This window comes from Acinetobacter sp. yr461, assembly GCF_900110445.1.
GTDB classification, from domain to species: Bacteria; Pseudomonadota; Gammaproteobacteria; order Pseudomonadales; family Moraxellaceae; genus Acinetobacter; species Acinetobacter calcoaceticus.
This window is the reverse complement of the sequence record NZ_FODU01000011.1, coordinates 87,740-106,373: the sequence shown is the minus strand read 5'-3', so window position 1 is coordinate 106,373 and position 18,634 is coordinate 87,740. Positions and strand designations below refer to the sequence as shown.

Genomic DNA, 18,634 nt, shown 5'->3' with positions numbered 1-18,634 from the left:
ACAGGTACAGCAGAACCAGGTTCAACAGTGACAGTGACTTATCCAGATGGCACCACAGCAACAGTAGTTGCGGGTACAGATGGAAGCTGGACAGTGCCGAACCCAGGCTTGAATAATGGTGATGTTGTAACAGCAACAGCGACAGATACAGCAGGTAACGAATCGACACCAGCAACAGAAGTTGTAGATACTGTACCTCCAGTAATTGCTATTGATGAATTGGATGATGTTGATCCGATCACAGGTACGGCAGAACCAGGTTCAACAGTAACTGTAACCTTCCCAGATGGTAGTACCATTACTACTACTACAGAAGGTGATGGTACTTGGTCTGTAGCTAATCCTGGTACATTAGTAACTGGCGATGTTGTAACAGCAACAGCGACAGATGCAGCAGGTAATACTTCATTACCAGTCACATCTATAGTTCCAGTTTTCATTGATGCTATCGATGATATTGCTACGGTATTAAGTGAGATTACTCCTGTAGTAACTCATCCTGATATTCCGGGCGGTGCATTAGTAACCTTCCCATCATTATCATTGATTGGTCCAATTATTGACTTGAAAGGTCAAACACCAATTACAGTTACCGTACCTGAAGGTGGAATTGCATCGTTTGATGTATCTTTTGGTGGAGTGTTAATAGGTGGTGGTATTGGTTCTTATGACCTTAATATTCTTCGTTATAACGAGAATACGGGTGGATATGAACCGTACAGCAAAATAGATAATGCTGGATCCATGCTTGGAATTGGTTTAGGAGTCATGGGTGGTGGAGCATCTATCAGTAATCTACCTGAAGGACAATATGCGCTTGTATTAACTCCTGGTGAGGGCGTACAAGTGACAGGAATTGGTATTGCTTCAATTTCTGTTACCAACGAGGTATTGAGTGATTATGGTGATGTTGTAGCCAAAGGTAATGTGATTACTGCAAATAATCCTGAAAATCCTACAGATGTAGCAGACGTTATTCATGCTGGTGAAACAGCAACAGTTATTAGTGTTGCTAATGAAGATGGTGTAACAACTGCGTTACCACAAGACACTGAAGCATTTACTCGTATTCAAGGTGAATATGGTGAGTTGTTCATTGATAAAAATGGTAATTATGAATACATCCGTGATTTCACTGTTCCAAATAGTCTAGGTAAAGTAGATAGCTTCACTTATACGATTCAGGATAGTGATGGACATCAAGATACAGCGACTTTAAATATTCGCATTGATACAAATGATCTTGATATCACATGGCCAGAAGATCCAACTCAAGATGGTGTAGTAGAATTGACGGCAACTGATAATTCAGCAATAGCTGCGATTACTTTAGTTCCATCAACCAATACAACTGTTGATACGGGTAGCATGGCTGCAAGTAGTACGAAACCGTTATTTGGTGCTGCTACTTCGGTTGCTGGTAGTGATACGAGTGATGTGATTAATGTCGCTGCACATACTGCTGCATCGATTAATTTCTCTGTAACTACACAAGGTGGTATCTTAAATAGCTCTGCTAATGGTGATACTTTCAGTTATCAAGTACAAAAACTTGTGAATGGTGTTTGGACAACTCAACCTGGAGCATCAGCTTCTGTTGTACATTCATCACCAATCTTAGGTGATGCTGGCGGTACTGTGTTGATCAGCGGCTCTTATCAGGTTTCTGCATCAGACACTACTAGCCAATGGCGTGTCGTGTTTGGTAGCACAGAATCTAATATTCCTCTGATTGCTGGAACGAATACAACCACTGTCAACACTACAGTAAATGCTACTTTCACACATTATGATCAATTCGTTGGTAATGGTGCGACAGTAACGGCTACAGGTAACTTGTTAACAGATGATTCTGGTAATGGTGTAGATGTAACAGGTGGGGCAAGTACAAAAGTATTTGTAGAAACTTCACCTGGTACTTATGTACAAGCGAATGGTCAAACAATCACGGTTGAAGATGGTACCTTCGTTGTTTCGGCAAATGGAACATATACGTTCACAGCAAATAGTTCTGCGACTTCTGGTGATGTCGCTACATTGAACTATAAACTGGTTGCTGCAACAGGCGATGAAAGTACACCTGCAACATTGACCGTGAATATTGGTAGTGAGACCATCAGTACTGCTAGCCATGACATTATTAGTACAGGAGCTGGTGCAGATACAGTTGTCTATAACTTGCTGAACGCTGCTGATGCAACGGGTGGTAATGGTACAGATGAGTGGACTGACTTCAATTTGGCTCAAGGTGATAAAGTTGATATTAGTTCATTGTTAAATGGTGCTAATGCAGGCAATATCTCTAATTATGTGTCTGTTACTTCTGATGGTGCGGGTAATACTTTAATTAGTATTGATCGTGATGGTACTGGTAATACCTATAACTCAACCGATCTCATTGTATTGAAAAATACAGATACAACACTGGATGAGTTATTGAATAATAATCAGTTGTTATTTTAATTGATTATTGCTGATAGAAATCTGTAAATAGAAGAGAAGGCATAAGTGCCTTCTCTTTTTTTATTTAAAAACAGTTTTTAAAAGCATTAGTTACAGTAAATGGCTTATTTAATATTTTTGAAAGTAAAATTAACTAGATTTTTTTATTTTTAATAACTTTTTTTAAGAGACTTTGAAATTTATTTTTCTCTATATTGCTTTCGTTCGTTTTTTCTAGAGTTATCAATAAAGTATCTAAAATTTGTTGGTTGAAATGAGCTGAATTTTGATCAATTTCTTTCCAGTGATATAAATTCCAATTATTTAAAATAGAAATTTGTTGATCTTGTTTTCCAAGATTTCCAAGAAACTTTTTCATAAAGACGGTTCCTTTTAAATATTGATCTTGAAAAACAGGTTGTCCATCAGTGTATCTCTGTTGTATGAGAGAAGAGGGCAAAAGTAGTTTTCCATTAGATGTATCTATAAGTGTGGTAAGACGGTTCCATAATTGAGATGTCCTATAAGTTCTTTGCAAGATATATTTGTCAAAATCTTCTTCATTTTTCGGCAAATTTCTCTGTCCATATGTACCAAGCTTATCTTTTCTGATGATCCCTTCTGACCAGGCTGCCAAGCTTTCCGTGAGCCAAGGTTGCTTAAACATCGTATAACCGTAGGTGTAAAGATGAAATAATTCATGTTCAACTAATGAAGAGTCAGTAGTTAAATTTGGAATATTATTGCTAATAAGAATAATTAGAGCACACGCATTTTTTTTTAATGGATTATTGGTATGTCGATGGGGTTTATCATAAGCTAGTCCGAGTCCATTAAGCTTCTGTATTTGTATATCAATATATTGGACGTTATTTTTATAGCGTGGACTATTCAAAGGATCTTGGTAGCCTAAAACGGACCAAGCTTTGCGTATGGTATTTGCTTGAATAGCAATATTTTCTACATAGTCTGGAACATGATTTAGATTTTTATCTAATTGAAATTTTAAAGCATTATCGCCAGATGTAGTATAAAAAATACGCAGATTATCCATGCCATAATAGACTTTATCAAGTTGTGTAACTACTGGAGGGTTACTTGAATAACAATCAGTTTTTGCATGAATATAAGTAGATAAGCAAAATGTAGAAAATAATAAAACCAAACCCTTCTTATGCATAAAAAACATTACAGAATGGCCTGAAAAAGTGATTGCCATTTTTGTGCAAATTGTTTTTGATCAGTGAGTTGAGTACATGCATATGCATTTTCACTAAGTTTAAGCCTTTTTTGTTCATCTTTTAATAAAGAAATTACTTTCTGTGCAAATAACTCTTCATCTTGAAAAGTAATTAAATAGCCATTTTCATCATGATTAATCATGTCTGATGGTCCGTAATCGATGTCATAACTCACTACAGGGCAACCATGGCATAGGGCTTCTAAAACTGCCATACCGAAACCTTCAGATCGGCTAGAAAAAAGGAATAAGCTTGCTTTATTATATAAAGCATCAGTATCCTCATTATAGCCCATCAATTTAATATGGTTATTTAATTGATGTTCATCAATTTGACTTTGTAAGAAGTTATACTCACTTCCAAAACCATAAATGTTTAAATAAGCATTGGGGATTACTTCTACAACTTTTTTGAAGATCCTAATTAAGCTATCTAAATTTTTCGCTTTATCATATCTGGCAATAGTTAAGCAAAACATTGGATCTCTGTTTGAAAAATTGACATGATCGACAATTTTTTCATATATATGCGGAATAACAAATAGTTTACCTTCCATTCCAAAGCGCTGTTGAATATGTTGTTTTTGGCGTTCAGTTAAGATTACTAATGCATCTAATTCATTACTATATTTAAAGTAACTACGATAATGACGATTAATTGTAGAGTTTTGAATATCAGGACCATTTAAATGGGTGGCATGAATTGTACCAATAAAACGCATATTTTCTTGTTTTATCTCTCTAAGTGGTTCATAGAAATGAATTGCACGGTCGATAAGAATATACATTAGATCATTTTTATAAAGTTGAGAGATTTTTAGGAACCAGTATTGAATGAGTTGAGACTCAGTATCAAAAACCTCGTCAATAACACCTTGTTTATTAAATAAAAAAATATTTGAAACAATGTTTTTATTCTTTTCGTTGAGTTGATAGTTTTTTATAATAACTGGATAACCTTCTGTATGATAATAAGTTTCAGTTATTATCATTTGATTTTCTGGGTTGATGACTTGAATACAACTAAGATAACCATAAGAGTCATAAATAATCCGTCCTGTTTTTACTCCTTTTTTGAAAGTATTTACATAACTTAAAGTAGGAGAGTCATTTTGCCGTATTTCGTACAAATAGTTTTTATTATTTTTATCATGAAACCGCTGATTGTAGGTGAAAGGAATTATAGTTTTTAAAATGTTACTGTTAAACATTTCTACCATAGTATTATGAATTTTTTTATTAGCCAGTTTTAGATGAGTTCCTTGAAAATCACCATATAGATTGAGATAGCCAATAGAAGTAGGAGCTAAATTTGTAGTAATAAGGCTCCAATAATTTTCTGCAAGAGAGCGATCATAATCAGTAGTAATAATGGTGGGACTAATACCTAATTGTTCATTTAATATTTTTGCACGTTTTAAAAGAGCAAAAACCAATCCATTTTTCTTTTGGTCAATTTTTGGAAATAGAAAAAAATATTGAGTTTTCATAATAAATAACCATTTATAAAATATAATAAGATTTATTTGTTTGATGGTGATTTAAGCAGATCACTTTTTGTAAGAATTGGTGGATGATATTCATTTAAACCTCCTGTATAAATTTTATTTTTAAATTGATCAATAAAATCAAGTGGTTCCATGAAGTTTAGGCCTTTTAAATCATTTTTGTGAAATTTCCACCATTTCAAATTTATTAATTCATTAATAACTGTATTGTCAAATCTTTTACGAATGAGTCTGGCAGGGTTACCACCAACGATAGTATATGGTTCAACATTCTTTGTAATCACACTGTTAGAAGCGATTATTGCACCATCACCAATAGTAATATTATTTTTTAAAATAACATCTGATCCAATCCACACATCATTTCCAATGGTGACATTACGTCGGCTTCTAAAAGTATGTGTAACTGATGCTGGGTCAGTATCATGATAATCTTCAGTATAAAAGTGAGGAGAAGTAGAAACCCAATCGGTGAAGTGATGAGCACCCATAATTTTAATATTACTAGCTAAGCTACAATAGCGGCCAATAGAAACACCATAACCAAGACTTGAGGATGAGTATGAGAAAGCACCAATTGTACAAAGGCTTAAAACACTATTATAAAAATTATTATGTCCTTCAAGTTTCAAATCATTATTTAATGTAATAAGCCGATGTGGATTTTTTTTTAGGAAAAACATATTTATATTGAGCTTTTTAAGATTTTCTTCAATTTTAAAAAATTCAACACTTATTGTTTCATTTGATAAAGTAAATATTTCTTCATTCATAAAGATACCTTTAATTACTCTATTAAAAAGTTTTTGATATTTTTGATTCTAGAATTAGAAACTCCAAGCTAATCTTTGAAATACAAATAGTATGCAATATAGCCTGATAAGTTATGTTCTTGATCATCAATACGAGTACGAAAACGGTCATGCCTTACATAGAAAGAATTTAATATAGACTTGGGATTTTTCATATACATAGCTACTTCTGGATAGAAAAAACCTGTACGTTGAAATTCGGCACGTAATTTTATAAGAGATTTTAAATCTTCAAATCTAGAAGAGTTAAATAATTTTTCATGCCCTTGCTCACTTAGGCGACTCACCATTTTATAAGCAGACATCATCATTTCAAGAAAAGTTGCGTATGCTGTTTTTCGATTTTTAATAAAATCCATATGTTTTAAGTAGTTATTTATACCAAATTGATAGTATTTAAATTCTGGGCATAACATTGTTAATTCATTGGTACAATAACTTAGCCAATGATCATGATATTTTTCATATGAATTAGATATAAAGTTATCAAACATTAATTTAACAGTATCTAAAAGAAGCTTATTATTATTTAATTGATATAGTCTTAGTAGCGCTAGTGCAGCTTCACCATCATAATAAACAATTCTAAATTTTTCTTTAATAGATAAAGATGGGTACTCTAAGATATGCACTGTTTGTCCTGATTTATCAATCATTTGAATAATTCCATTTGCTATTTTTTCTGCATATTCTAGATATTTTTTATTTTTAGTAATTTCCTGATATTTTGTTAACATTAAAATAGCAGCTGCATTCGCACCAAGCTTGATCTCATAATTATTGTCATTTCCATCAATCATATGAGCAGTATCTTCATCGATTAACTTATAAAAATTTTTGATGCTATACTCAATAGCCAAGTGAATTTTAGGCCAATATTGATTATTCTCTTCAATCTCAAAAGTTTCTAAAAGAGAATAAATTGAAGTGCAATGCCGTATTGTATTGTAGCTTTTAATTTCATTATCAAATGCTGGAAAATAGCCATAGATAAATTTCCCATCTTCTAAAAGTTGATTGGATAGAAAATTAGCATTTTTATTAATTATTTCTTTAATATGAGATTTATCATTTTTATCAATGAATCTAACCCCATTTTCACAACCACCACTTTGAAGTTTAATGAATTTACCATTTTCGTAAAATACACTTTCAGTTTCAAAAAGCCATACATCATTAATTTTACTAATTTCTAATTCTTTTTGAATAGAAGGATATTTTTTCTTGATTGCATTATTTAAATTATTCTGGTCAATAAAGTTTTTTTGATCGTATGAAACTCCTCGTATGATTGCATTCCCATAAATTTCTTGCTCTAAAAAACATATATTGAAATCTTTATCAAAACTAATACCTTTCCTAAAATGATTATTATGCTTTTGATTAGATATATCATTGGTAACATCAGTCCAACTTTTTTTTTCTATTTGAGTTGCAATATCAAGTTTTATATAGGCTAGATAACGTTTATCTTTAAGAAAAATTTTTTCTAAAAAGTTATTTATTTTTTTTTGCAATTTTTGTATGTCAGCACTAGCGATTGAAAAAACTTTACAACGTTGATCTAGGCAACCATATGAGATAAAGACTATTTTTTTATCAGAGTCAGTCTGATCATATAGTGATATCCATTCACTGATCTGATTCTTTAAATTACTTAAATCTAAATATTTCAATTGATGTAGCATATTACGACCTAATTAAGTTAATCTTGGCTATAAAACAATTAAATTGTTTTAATCCCTTTTTTAAAAAATAATAGAGTGATATTTAATTCTGTTTGTTATTGTATTTGTTTTTTTGTGGTACTAGAAGTGATTTTAAGGCTTGAGTTGTGTTTAAAATTATTCGAAATTTAATTCATATGTTTTAATTTTAGTGTAATTTAAAACATAATTTATATTTTTAATGTAGTCTAGCTTAATTTTTTTGATAAAAATAAATGGATTATATAGTTTTTAATATTTCTATTTTTTTTGTTGTTGTGTCAACTAATCTTGGTTGTTAGTTTAATTATCTAAAGTTTATCTGAATTAAAAAGGTTAATTATGAAAAAAATAATTTCTTTATTGATGTTGTTAGCTGCTAATCATAGTTTTGCTGAAACAGTTAGTATTGATTTAACAAATGGAAATTTTATCGGAGATGATGCGTATAAAGTTGTTACTTCGACTCAAGCACAATGTACACAATTAGATAATTCTGGGATCGGAAGAACTGTATGGGTTGAGGTAAATTTAAATGGTTACTCATATAAAGAATGCATACGATATTATTCTGCCGGATTACTCGAAAATCAAAGTAATAATAGAGCAATTGCCTATTTTTCTGGTGATGTAGGAATTGTAGGGGGGGCACCTCCATCATATACTAATCTAAAACCACAGGACATGGTTAATAAAGCAGTCACTGCGTCCACAGAGTTATATAATTTCCCATATGTTTTTGTAGCTCGCCCAGGAATTTATGGATCGTCTGGTGTACATAATGGTGCTAGAAAGCCATTAGAATCTTTATTAATGTCTGAAGCATTAAATAAAATTAAACAAAGACATCAAATCCTTAATTATGTGTTAGTTGGACATAGTGGCGGTGGACATATTGTATCTGCCTTATTGTCAAAAAGGACTGACATATTATGCGCTGTTCCAAGTTCAGCTCCTTCATCACCAAAAATACAGGCTGAAGCATTGGGGAAGACACCTGATCCAAGACTATTTGAAGCTGTAGATGCAATAACTGCACTTACACCTAAGCACCCAGCGAATAGAGTATTTGTAGTAGGGGATTTAAATGACAGTATTGTACCCTGGGTTTCCCAGAAGGTACTGCATGACAAGTTGATTCAATTATCTTGGACGTCAAATATCATAAATTTACAAGCAATTGACGGATCTCATCATAATCTGGCTGAGAAAGCTACAAAGATCGCAGGGATGTGTGCAAGGGGGCTACCAACCTTAAATATTCTTGACCAAGCAGCAAATTTATAAGCTTACTATATTGTTTGCGTAGAACTAAAAGTAATATTAGATTTATCTGGTTAATGAGAAATAGTTTTACGCAAATATTAAAAGATGAACTTACATTGAATCCATAAGTTGATCTATTGAGTTGATTATTAGTTAAATAGATCATTTATAAATGAAATAAAAGTTGGGATGAGGAGGAATATAGTTATAAAAACTATAAATTATGGAAAATAAATTGTGAGCGCATTCTATCTTTCAAATTTTTTATAATGTTTGAAATTTAAGTATTTAAAACATAATTTTAAAACATTTTTTAAGTTATGCGTGAGTTTAATGTATGTAAAATAAGGATATTTTTTGTACTATGGGAATTTATTTTGAACTTAATTAATTTGTAATTGATAAGGCCTAGTTCTCATGTGAATATAATCTTGAGGATGTTGTTATATAACTTTCCTCGTATTTCAGGTTTGAGTGATATTCACTAAGTCCACACCTTATAGGATGTGGACTCTTCTTAATTAATAAAGAATTTAAAATTATATTGATTTCTTTTATTATAATTTAAGAGTGTATAGTTGAATTTAACATAAACCTATTATAGTAATATATCTATTATTAATAATCCTGATTCTATAAATTTTAATTTAAGATGGATTTTATAAAAATGGATGATTATATATTTAACATGAGGATTAAAATTAATGAAGAATTTACTTCTATTTAAAATCGTATTTTCATTAACACTAATCTTGACGGGTTGTGTGAATCAGCCATATGGTCATCAATCAGTTTATTCACCACCTTCTATTAATACCATTGCTAGTCATAAATTGTATTTAATATCAGAAAAATCAAACCACCCTAGCTTTGGTACAGGAGAGGTTACAGAAGATAAAGCCTCTCAATATGCAAGTAATCATAAGAAGACAGTAATTTGTGATAAACATCATTATTATGCTGCCAGTAATGTTATTAGTGATCTGAAACAGACAAAAATTATTTTAGTAAGTGGTGAAGAGATTAATGTTTCTAAGTCATGCTGGGTAGAAGATGCAAACCCCAAAAATTCAATTTATGTTTCTAAATCATCTGTTAGTCATGGTTTTTGATAATTAAACAATAAAAGGAGACTAAGCCTGACTAGCTTGGTCTCATTATAATTCATTCAAATAATTTTTATTTAAAGATTTAGCTGTTTAAAGTAAAATAATTAATTGAAGCGATAGCCTGAAAATAATTTTTGTATAACTTTATATTGGAATCTATTATTTTGTTTTTTTCAATTTTTATTAAGTAGATCTTATTACCATTTACTTCTTTTCGTTTTGAAATATATTCTATAGCTAAGCCAATTTCATTTTTTTCATACTTGTTTATTTTGTTTAAGTTTAATGTCACTAGAAAAGTAAAAAAACCTATTTCTTTCATTTTCTCTGCATAGAAGGTGGCATAAGTTCTGGTGCTTTTTATTAACCCTGTATCAAAAATAATAATAGTTGGGAAGGGTCCAATTCCTTTCGGAATATAAATATCACCTGTTGCTAAGCCTATTGAGGACTTCCAAAAAATATCATTCATATTAAATATTATCATATTTTAAAATAAATAAATTTTCATAATAAATGCTTTAAAAACATAAATTTGCTTTTGTTAAAAGCTGAAATTTATAAATTTCAAATGGTTAGTTTGTTAAGAAATTATTTGAAATAAAATTACACTATTAACATTTTCTTAAAAGTTAAATCGTTTTATTTCATGGGAAACAACTCTACGATGTAAATATAATATAATCAATAGTAAATCTATATAAATTATATTTTTACATAAAGTGTTTTGTTTTAAATTATTGAAAATAAATATTATTTTTATTGAATTGTTTGAGAGTTAACTAATTATGTTTTTATAGGTAGCGTAATCATGATGAAAGACATAAAACTAATTTTAAAGAAGTATAAGAAAAACTAACTTAATATAGAATTAATTATATCCATTCTTGATAATCGTATCTAAATTTCAAGCATAAAAATAAATAATATACAATTGTATTTCAACAGCTTATCTAATTTTTTGCTTGAAATTTAATTAAGCTCATTTAGAGGACTAATACTATATAATTCATAACTCTTCCTTTTTATATTATTCCATATGTATGTCATAGATCATTTAATCCAAAATATTTAATAATTACAATGCATTACTTTTCGATGCATTGTTTAAAATTCTCTGAATTACTGTTCTTGTAACTGCAAATTCTTTAGCGAGTGAATATACGCTGTAGCCTTTCTTAAACAATTCAATTACTCTATTTTTTTGTTCATTATTTAATATTTCTGGACGACCAACTTTTCTTGTTGGTTTGTGATCCTTGAATTTTTTATTGTCAGCCTTAAATAATTTCTCAAATTCAGCTGATAACTTTAAAAAATGAAGAAAGAAAATTTTTAAGTCACCATTAATTTCATTTTTAGAGTAATCCAAGCATATCAGCCGGATTTTTTTTTGATCAATTTTATCAACTATTCCTAAAATTTCTTCAAAGCTATTTCCTAAGCAATCCATGCTTTTTATCACTAAAATATCACCTTCTTCTAAAGAGTAACTTATTAAATTAAGAAATTTATCTCTATAAGCAATAGATTTATCAACAGATACTTCTTCTACTACTAATCTATTCTTTTGGATTTTATAGCCATACTCACTAAAAAAAGAGATATACCTAGAAAATTCAAATTGCAAATTAGGCTCTATTCTAACATAGGCATATGTACGCATATTAAAACACCAAAATTAAACAAAAACAAAACAAATATTAGCATCTTATTTTTTTAAAAAAAACATGAACTAAATCACAAAAGTGTACTATACAGTGTTTAAAACATAATAATTAAGTACATAGTTAAATAATTACTTTTTCAAATTTTTATTAACTTCCATAATCATGTTACCTAATAATTTTATTGGCTTTTTGGGTTTAGTATATTGTATATTAAATTAACTAATTACTTAAGCTACTCCTGAATTTAATATAAATTTGATATTAAAATCTAGTTTTATTTTTTATTTGAACTAATTTGAATGCACAAAATATAACAAAGTAATAACTTGTTAGTTGTAAGATTATAGATGTTTGATGTAGGTATTTGATTTTTAATGATTTGTATGTTTATTTTATTTTATTTTTGATTGTGTGTTTAAATTTATTGTAAATTTAAAACATAGTTTTAAAACAATTTTAGGTAATATATTATAGAAATTAATGAGTTTATTATTATAAATATTTTGTCACTGTGTTTATGATATTTTGAATGTTTTATTTAAAGTGGATATTTGATTTAATGTCTAGTGATATTTAAGTTCTTGTTGATGATTATAATACTGATATTTAAGACCGAAATTGATGATTGATTTAACGGGCAAATGTTTTTTGTGTTTATATAATATTTTTTTATATTATATTTTAATTGTTTTGGATGGTGGTAATATAAGAAAATTTATACTAGTATAAAATTATAAATTTAAGACATTAATTATATAACAAACAATAAGTGAAGCTCTAAAAGTATCTAAAAGAAACTCTTCGATTTGAACATACTTTGGAAATACACTTCACATGACTCTAAGGGATAGGGGGGGAGCATGCGTATTTATGCTTATATGCGGGTTAATTCTAATATTGATGAATTAGACAAAGAAAAAGAATCTTTTATTTCATTGTTAAATACTTTTAATCATAAAGTTCCATATAGTAGAGTAGTACTGGAATTGGCTTCAGTTGATAAGTCTATATCTTTACGGACTATATTTTTTAATTTGATTAATTATTCTTTAGAAGAGGATGATTTTTTAATTGTTAAAGGAATTGACTGTTTAGGGAATAGTTTTAAAGAAATATTATCTACAATTATATTGATTGAAAAAAAACAAATCAAATTGATTATTTTGGAATATTTTAATTGTGAGTTGAAAGAAAGTATTAGAAATGATTTTATTCATTTTATAGAAATTTGCATTAGTTTTGAAAAACTTTTCTTGCTCGATCAATCTACACAAAAGAATCATAGATTATCTAAAAAAGTAGGTAGACCCGAAAAACTAACAAACGAACAAAAACAGGAAGTTATTAATAAATTTAAAAAAGGATTTAGCGTATATTCTTTAGCTAAAGATCTTGCTGTATCAAGGACTGTAATACAAAGAATACTTGAAAAATCCAGTAAATAACTATAAAGGTTAATATGGGGTTTTTATATTGTGATTAATAATTGATTAAAATATTTTTTGATTATTTTAGTGATTTTTTATGTATTAAATTGTGTTTTAATTTTTAATTTAATAGTTATTAAATAATATTTTTATTTTAAAATTAAATTCATATTGATGTTTTTATTTTTCTATTGATATTGTTATGTGTATTTTGTAGCCCAACTTTAATTCATTGAAAGTTATATTACTTGACTATGCGATTAATTTATACGATGCGTTAACTTGAAGTATAGATATGAGTATTGATTTAGATAAATGGAAGTGTCCTGTATGTAATGGTTTTATAGCGGTTGATCATTCAAAAATTCAAAAAGAAGATGCAGTACAATTTGTATTTAGACGAATAAATAATAATGATTCCTTCTACTTTATTTATAGAGTTGGTTTGGTCGTTGATCGAAAAGAAAAGTTACTAACTATTGAGTATAAGGATAGGCTATATAAATCTCTCGATAGTGATATTTATCCTGTAAATGCTCCAGCTCTTATTGTCTATAATATGTTTTGGATTTGTGGTTGTTAGTTTTTGAATATTAAAAAAACGCTTATTTTTTGTTTAGTTAAAACTACTCTGGGTTTTTATTGTTGTAATTTATATTATTGATTTTTAAAGTTTATTTTAGCTGTATTGTATGTCGGATCTGTTTGAGCTAGTGAATTATACTTTAAATAAAAAAAACCGCTATCAATAGCGGTTTTTATTGTTTGGCAGATGCTTAAACTTACCAGCTTAACGCACCACCAGTTTGGTAGTCAGTTACGCGCGTTTCAAAGAAGTTCTTCTCTTTACGTAAGTCCATCATCTCAGACATCCATGCAAATGGGTTGGTTACACCAGCAAATTGCTCTGGTAAACCTAACTGAGATAAACGGCGGTTACAGATGAATTTCAAATATTCTTCCATCATGCTTGCATTCATACCCAATACACCACGTGGCATAGTGTCACGCGCATATTCGATTTCAAGCATTGTGCCTTCAACAATCATTTGAACCACTTCTTGTTGGAACTCAGCACTCCAAAGGTGAGGGTTCTCAATCTTGATTTGGTTAATCATGTCAATACCAAAGTTCAAGTGCATAGATTCATCACGCAAGATGTATTGGAATTGCTCAGCAACACCATTCATCTTGTTACGACGACCCATACTCAAAATTTGAGTAAAGCCACAGTAGAAGAAGATCCCTTCAAGAACACAGTAGAACGCGATCAAGTTACGAAGTAAACGTTGGTCGTTTTCAGGTGTACCTGTGTGGAAATTAGGGTCAGTTAAAGATTGAGTATATTTCAATCCCCACGCTGCTTTACGTGCAACAGATGGAACTTCACGGTACATGTTGAAGACTTCGCCTTCGTCCATACCTAAAGATTCGATACAGTATTGGTAAGCGTGAGTGTGAATCGCTTCTTCAAATGCTTGACGCAAGATGTACTGACGGCATTCAGGGTTAGTAATGTGGCGGTAAATTGCCAATACCAAGTTGTTTGCAACCAAAGAGTCAGCAGTCGAGAAGAAACCTAAAGAACGCATAACAATCGTACGCTCATCTTCAGTCAAGCCATTTTCAGACTTCCAAAGCGCGATGTCTAGGTTCATGTTTACTTCTTGAGGCATCCAGTGGTTTGCACACCCGTCAAGATATTTCTGCCAAGCCCACTCATATTTAAATGGAACAAGCTGGTTCAAGTCCGCACGACAGTTAATCATGGCTTTGTCGTCAACTTGAACACGTTGTGCGCCCATTTCTAGCTCTTCAAGGCCAGGAGCAACATCTAAATGTTCTAAGGCTGCAGAGGCTCTAGCCACCGTATCGGAGGCAACTGTTGGTCGCACGGAATGGGTTCCAGCGGATTGTGAAGTTGCCAAGCTCTGCGATGATGACTCCGCAGAAGATACATTCTGCGAATTAGTCGTTTTTTCCGATTTGACGGGCGCAGACTTGAGTTCAGGTGCAGCCGGTTTTTGCGAATCATCTTCAAAATCGTCCCAACTAAGGATAGACATTTTTGTTCTCTCTTCGTTGTGTATATCTATATTTGACATCTCTTAAACGAAGATGTCCCTACTATACGCTTTTAATGTGTAAACAAAATTAAGTTTTATTGAGGTATGACCAAATTTTGGGCCTTTGGTCTCTACTACTTATTTTGCTTACGCTGTTGCTTACGTATTGTGAAAAATGCGTAAATCAGCGGTATATAAAAGAAAAGAAAGGCAAAGATTAAAACTCCAACACCAAGCATATAGTTATGGCTGAGATGAGAAAGCATAATCTTTACCTCTTGTAAAATTGCTCTTTAGCGAAAAAGAGCAATTTTATTGAATATTATTGGCAAGCTTCGCAATCAGGATTGTCGATTGAACAAGCCATTGGAACTGGAGCTGCTTGGGTAAAACCATCTTCTTCAACTGCTTCAGGCTTTTTCGCTTCTACAACAGGGGCAGCAACCGGAGCCGCTTCAACAGTCGCAGGTTTAACTGCGTTTAAAGCACCTGTGTTGATTGTAGATTTTTCAGCAGAAGTTGCACCTAAAGCTCGGAGGTAATAAGTCGTTTTAAGACCACGTAACCATGCCATCTTATAAGTGATGTCAAGTTTCTTACCGTTTGCACCAGCAATGTAAAGGTTAAGCGACTGAGCTTGATCGATCCATTTTTGACGGCGTGATGCAGCATCAACGATCCAGCGTGTATCTACTTCAAACGCAGTAGCAAAGATTGCTTTTAATTCTTCAGGAATACGAGCAATTTTTTGAACTGAACCTTCGAAGTGTTTCAAGTCATTAACCATCACTGTGTCCCAAAGACCACGTTCTTTTAATGCGCGAACGAGGTATGGGTTAATGACAGTGAATTCACCAGACAAGTTAGATTTCACATATAAGTTCTGGAATGTTGGCTCAATTGATTGAGAAACACCACAAATGTTAGAGATGGTTGCAGTAGGAGCAATCGCCATCACATTTGAGTTACGCATACCGTCTTTTTGAACTTTGGCACGTAAAGTATCCCAGTCTAAACGTTGAGTACGGTCAACTTCGAACATACGTTCTGGACGAGATTTCGCAACAATTTCTAAAGAGTCGATTGGGAGGATACCTTGATCCCACAATGAACCTTTGAATGTTGAGTAAGCACCACGTTCAACAGCCAAGTTGCTTGAAGTTTCAATTGCGTAGTAGCTAATCACTTCCATTGATTCATCAGCAAAATCAATAGCAGCGTCTGAACCGTAAGCGATGTTCATTTCATATAGAGCATCTTGGAAGCCCATGATACCCATACCCACAGGGCGGTGTTTCATGTTCGAGTTTTTCGCTTGTGGTACAGCGTAGTAGTTAATGTCGATAACGTTATCGAGCATGCGTACTGCTGTTTTAATTGTGCGAGCTAACTTCTCACGGTCTAACACACCACCTTGAACGTGTTGTACAAGGTTGATCGAGCCCAAGTTACATACTGCAATTTCGTCTTGATTTGTGTTCAAGGTAATTTCAGTACATAAGTTAGATGAGTGAACTACACCAACATGTTGTTGTGGTGAACGTAAGTTACATACGTCTTTGAATGTAATCCACGGGTGACCAGTTTCAAACAGCATAGAAAGCATTTTGCGCCATAAGTCTTTAGCACGTACTTTCTTGTGTAGCATGTTTGTTTCTTTCGCTACAGACTCATAGTAAGCATAACGCTCAGCAAATTCAGCACCAGTTAAGTCGTGCAAGTCTGGAGTTTCAGAAGGCGTAAATAATGTCCATTCACCATCTTCAAATACACGTTGCATAAACAAGTCTGGAACCCAGTTCGCAGTATTCATGTCATGTGTACGGCGACGGTCATCACCAGTGTTTTTACGAAGTTCTAAAAATTCTTCGATGTCTAAGTGCCAAGTTTCTAAGTATGCACATACTGCACCTTTACGCTTACCACCTTGGTTTACCGCAACAGCTGTATCGTTCGCAACTTTCAAGAACGGAACAACACCCTGAGACTTACCGTTTGTACCCTTAATGTAAGAGTTCAAGGCACGTACAGGTGTCCAGTCATTACCTAAACCGCCAGCCCATTTAGAAAGCATTGCGTTGTCACGCATTGCGCCATAAATGTCATAAAGGTCGTCGCCAATCGTTGTTAAGTAACAACTAGAAAGCTGTGGACGTAACGTACCTGAATTAAACAGGGTAGGCGTAGAAGCCATGTAGTCGAAGCTAGACAATAAGTTATAGAACTCGATTGCACGTTCTTCTTTATTTTGCTCATTTAACGTAAGACCCATCGACACACGCATAAAGAATAATTGCGGTAATTCGAAGCGAACGCCGTTTGAGTGAATGAAGTAACGGTCAAATAAAGTCTGTAAACCTAAATAGGTAAACTGATTAGAGCGTTCTGGCTGAATTGCTGCTGCAAGTTTCTCTAAATCGAAATCAAGCAAGTCTGGTGAAAGCAAATCAAGCTCTACACCTTTTTTCAAAAAGGCTTCGAGTGCAGTGTTTTCAGGAGTATCTGTAGGCAAGCCTAAGAACGCTAAACCTGTGCTCACTAATTCACTAGAGAGCAAACGTGCAGTCACGTAAGTATAGTTTGGTTCTTGTTCAATACGAGTACGTGTTGCCATCATCATCGTAGTGGCAATATCAGTCTCTTTTACGCCGTTATATAAGTTTTTAACGGTTTCATCGACAATAGCCTGAACGTCAATACCTTCCAAACCTTCGGCTGCTTTAGCTACAGTTGCTTGCAATGCACTTAAATCAAGTGGCTGAAGCTGACCATTTGCATCGGTCACTTGTAACGTAGGATGGTGGTTTGAGTTCGTTTGCTGACGAGCAGTCGTACGTTGTTCGCGGTAAATTACGTAAGCGCGGGCAACTTTCTGTTCTCCGGTACGCATTAAAGCAAGCTCAACCTGATCTTGAATTTCTTCAATATGGATCGTACCGCCCGATGGTAAACGGCGAGTGAAAGTATTTAATACCATTTCCGTCAGTTGGGTAATACGGTCGTGAATACGGCTTGAATCCGAACTCTGTTGACCTTCCACAGCAAGAAAAGCTTTACCAATCGCAACAGAAATTTTCTCTGCATCAAATGCAGCAACATCTCCAGTGCGTTTGATCACCTGAATTTGACCGGGAGTCGAAGTAATTACGCTCATGCCAGCATAGCTCCATTGTCACTTTTGTTATGTTTATAGACCGTTTGAACCGAGCAAAAAGTATGCCACGATGTTTGAGGGATAAACACAAGACTTAGTAGTTAAAGTTTATTTTGAACACAAGATACGGGATTTTTCATAGCAGATCAATCTTGACTTTTTAGTAATTTTTTATCTGTATGATTTGATGGGAGATAGCATAGCAAAGCTATCAAAAAACACTTATAGATAACT

General features: G+C 32.4%; 13 protein-coding genes and 1 pseudogene. 5 read left to right on the top strand and 9 right to left on the bottom strand.

Features of this window, described 5'->3' with window-relative positions:
- On the top strand, positions 1-2,463 hold a 2,463-nt coding region (locus tag BMW38_RS14730; protein ID WP_139193541.1), incomplete at its 5' end, for an ABSDF2314 family large adhesin.
- A gap of 133 nt (positions 2,464-2,596) precedes the next feature.
- Here BMW38_RS14730 and BMW38_RS14725 read toward each other — a convergent pair.
- The 4 genes from BMW38_RS14725 to BMW38_RS14710 form a co-directional block, all read right to left on the bottom strand.
- Positions 2,597-3,631, bottom strand: a complete 1,035-nt coding sequence (locus tag BMW38_RS14725; protein ID WP_139193542.1) for a peptidase MA family protein — start codon at positions 3,629-3,631, stop codon at positions 2,597-2,599.
- A complete protein-coding gene (locus BMW38_RS14720) occupies positions 3,631-5,172 on the bottom strand; it encodes a glycosyltransferase (protein ID WP_092709369.1) in 1,542 nt (513 codons plus the stop codon). The genes BMW38_RS14725 and BMW38_RS14720 overlap by 1 nt, the downstream gene beginning before the upstream one ends.
- A 32-nt stretch (positions 5,173-5,204) precedes the next feature.
- The gene (locus BMW38_RS14715) at positions 5,205-5,963 is read right to left on the bottom strand and encodes a CatB-related O-acetyltransferase (RefSeq protein WP_092709366.1); all 759 of its coding nucleotides are present in this window, start codon (positions 5,961-5,963) and stop codon (positions 5,205-5,207) included.
- A 68-nt stretch (positions 5,964-6,031) separates the two neighbouring features.
- On the bottom strand, positions 6,032-7,690 hold the full coding sequence (locus BMW38_RS14710) for a poly alpha-glucosyltransferase (RefSeq protein WP_092709363.1): 1,659 nt from the start codon (positions 7,688-7,690) through the stop codon (positions 6,032-6,034).
- Positions 7,691-8,392: 702 nt separating this feature from the next.
- Here BMW38_RS14710 and BMW38_RS14705 point away from each other — a divergent pair.
- Positions 8,393-9,017, top strand: a pseudogene (locus tag BMW38_RS14705) (hypothetical protein).
- 661 nt (positions 9,018-9,678) lie between these two features.
- Complete coding sequence (locus BMW38_RS14700) at positions 9,679-10,086, top strand: hypothetical protein (protein WP_092709360.1); 408 nt, start codon at positions 9,679-9,681, stop codon at positions 10,084-10,086.
- Between the two features lie 79 nt (positions 10,087-10,165).
- Here the strand turns inward: BMW38_RS14700 and BMW38_RS19635 are convergent, their stop codons facing one another.
- Both BMW38_RS19635 and BMW38_RS14690 read right to left on the bottom strand, forming a co-directional pair.
- Positions 10,166-10,555 carry a hypothetical protein gene (locus tag BMW38_RS19635; RefSeq protein WP_227560474.1) on the bottom strand — a complete coding sequence of 130 codons (390 nt, stop codon included), beginning with the start codon at positions 10,553-10,555 and terminating at the stop codon, positions 10,166-10,168.
- A 606-nt stretch (positions 10,556-11,161) separates the two neighbouring features.
- Positions 11,162-11,749, bottom strand: coding sequence for a recombinase family protein (locus BMW38_RS14690; protein ID WP_092709357.1), 588 nt, complete (start codon positions 11,747-11,749; stop codon positions 11,162-11,164).
- 864 nt (positions 11,750-12,613) lie between these two features.
- Here BMW38_RS14690 and BMW38_RS14685 point away from each other — a divergent pair.
- Together BMW38_RS14685 and BMW38_RS14680 are read left to right on the top strand one after the other, a co-directional pair.
- Complete coding sequence (locus BMW38_RS14685) at positions 12,614-13,198, top strand: recombinase family protein (RefSeq protein WP_092709354.1); 585 nt, start codon at positions 12,614-12,616, stop codon at positions 13,196-13,198.
- A 271-nt stretch (positions 13,199-13,469) separates the two neighbouring features.
- On the top strand, positions 13,470-13,763 hold the full coding sequence (locus tag BMW38_RS14680; RefSeq protein WP_092709351.1) for a hypothetical protein: 294 nt from the start codon (positions 13,470-13,472) through the stop codon (positions 13,761-13,763).
- 199 nt (positions 13,764-13,962) lie between these two features.
- Here BMW38_RS14680 and BMW38_RS14675 read toward each other — a convergent pair whose 3' ends face one another.
- From BMW38_RS14675 to BMW38_RS14665, 3 genes are all read right to left on the bottom strand, one after another.
- On the bottom strand, positions 13,963-15,246 hold the full coding sequence (locus BMW38_RS14675) for a ribonucleotide-diphosphate reductase subunit beta (protein ID WP_005042873.1): 1,284 nt from the start codon (positions 15,244-15,246) through the stop codon (positions 13,963-13,965).
- A 134-nt stretch (positions 15,247-15,380) separates the two neighbouring features.
- Complete coding sequence (locus BMW38_RS14670) at positions 15,381-15,512, bottom strand: preprotein translocase subunit YajC (protein WP_080593108.1); 132 nt, start codon at positions 15,510-15,512, stop codon at positions 15,381-15,383.
- Between the two features lie 56 nt (positions 15,513-15,568).
- The gene (locus BMW38_RS14665) at positions 15,569-18,400 is read right to left on the bottom strand and encodes a ribonucleoside-diphosphate reductase subunit alpha (protein WP_092709348.1); all 2,832 of its coding nucleotides are present in this window, start codon (positions 18,398-18,400) and stop codon (positions 15,569-15,571) included.
- Positions 18,401-18,634: the final 234 nt, after the last annotated feature.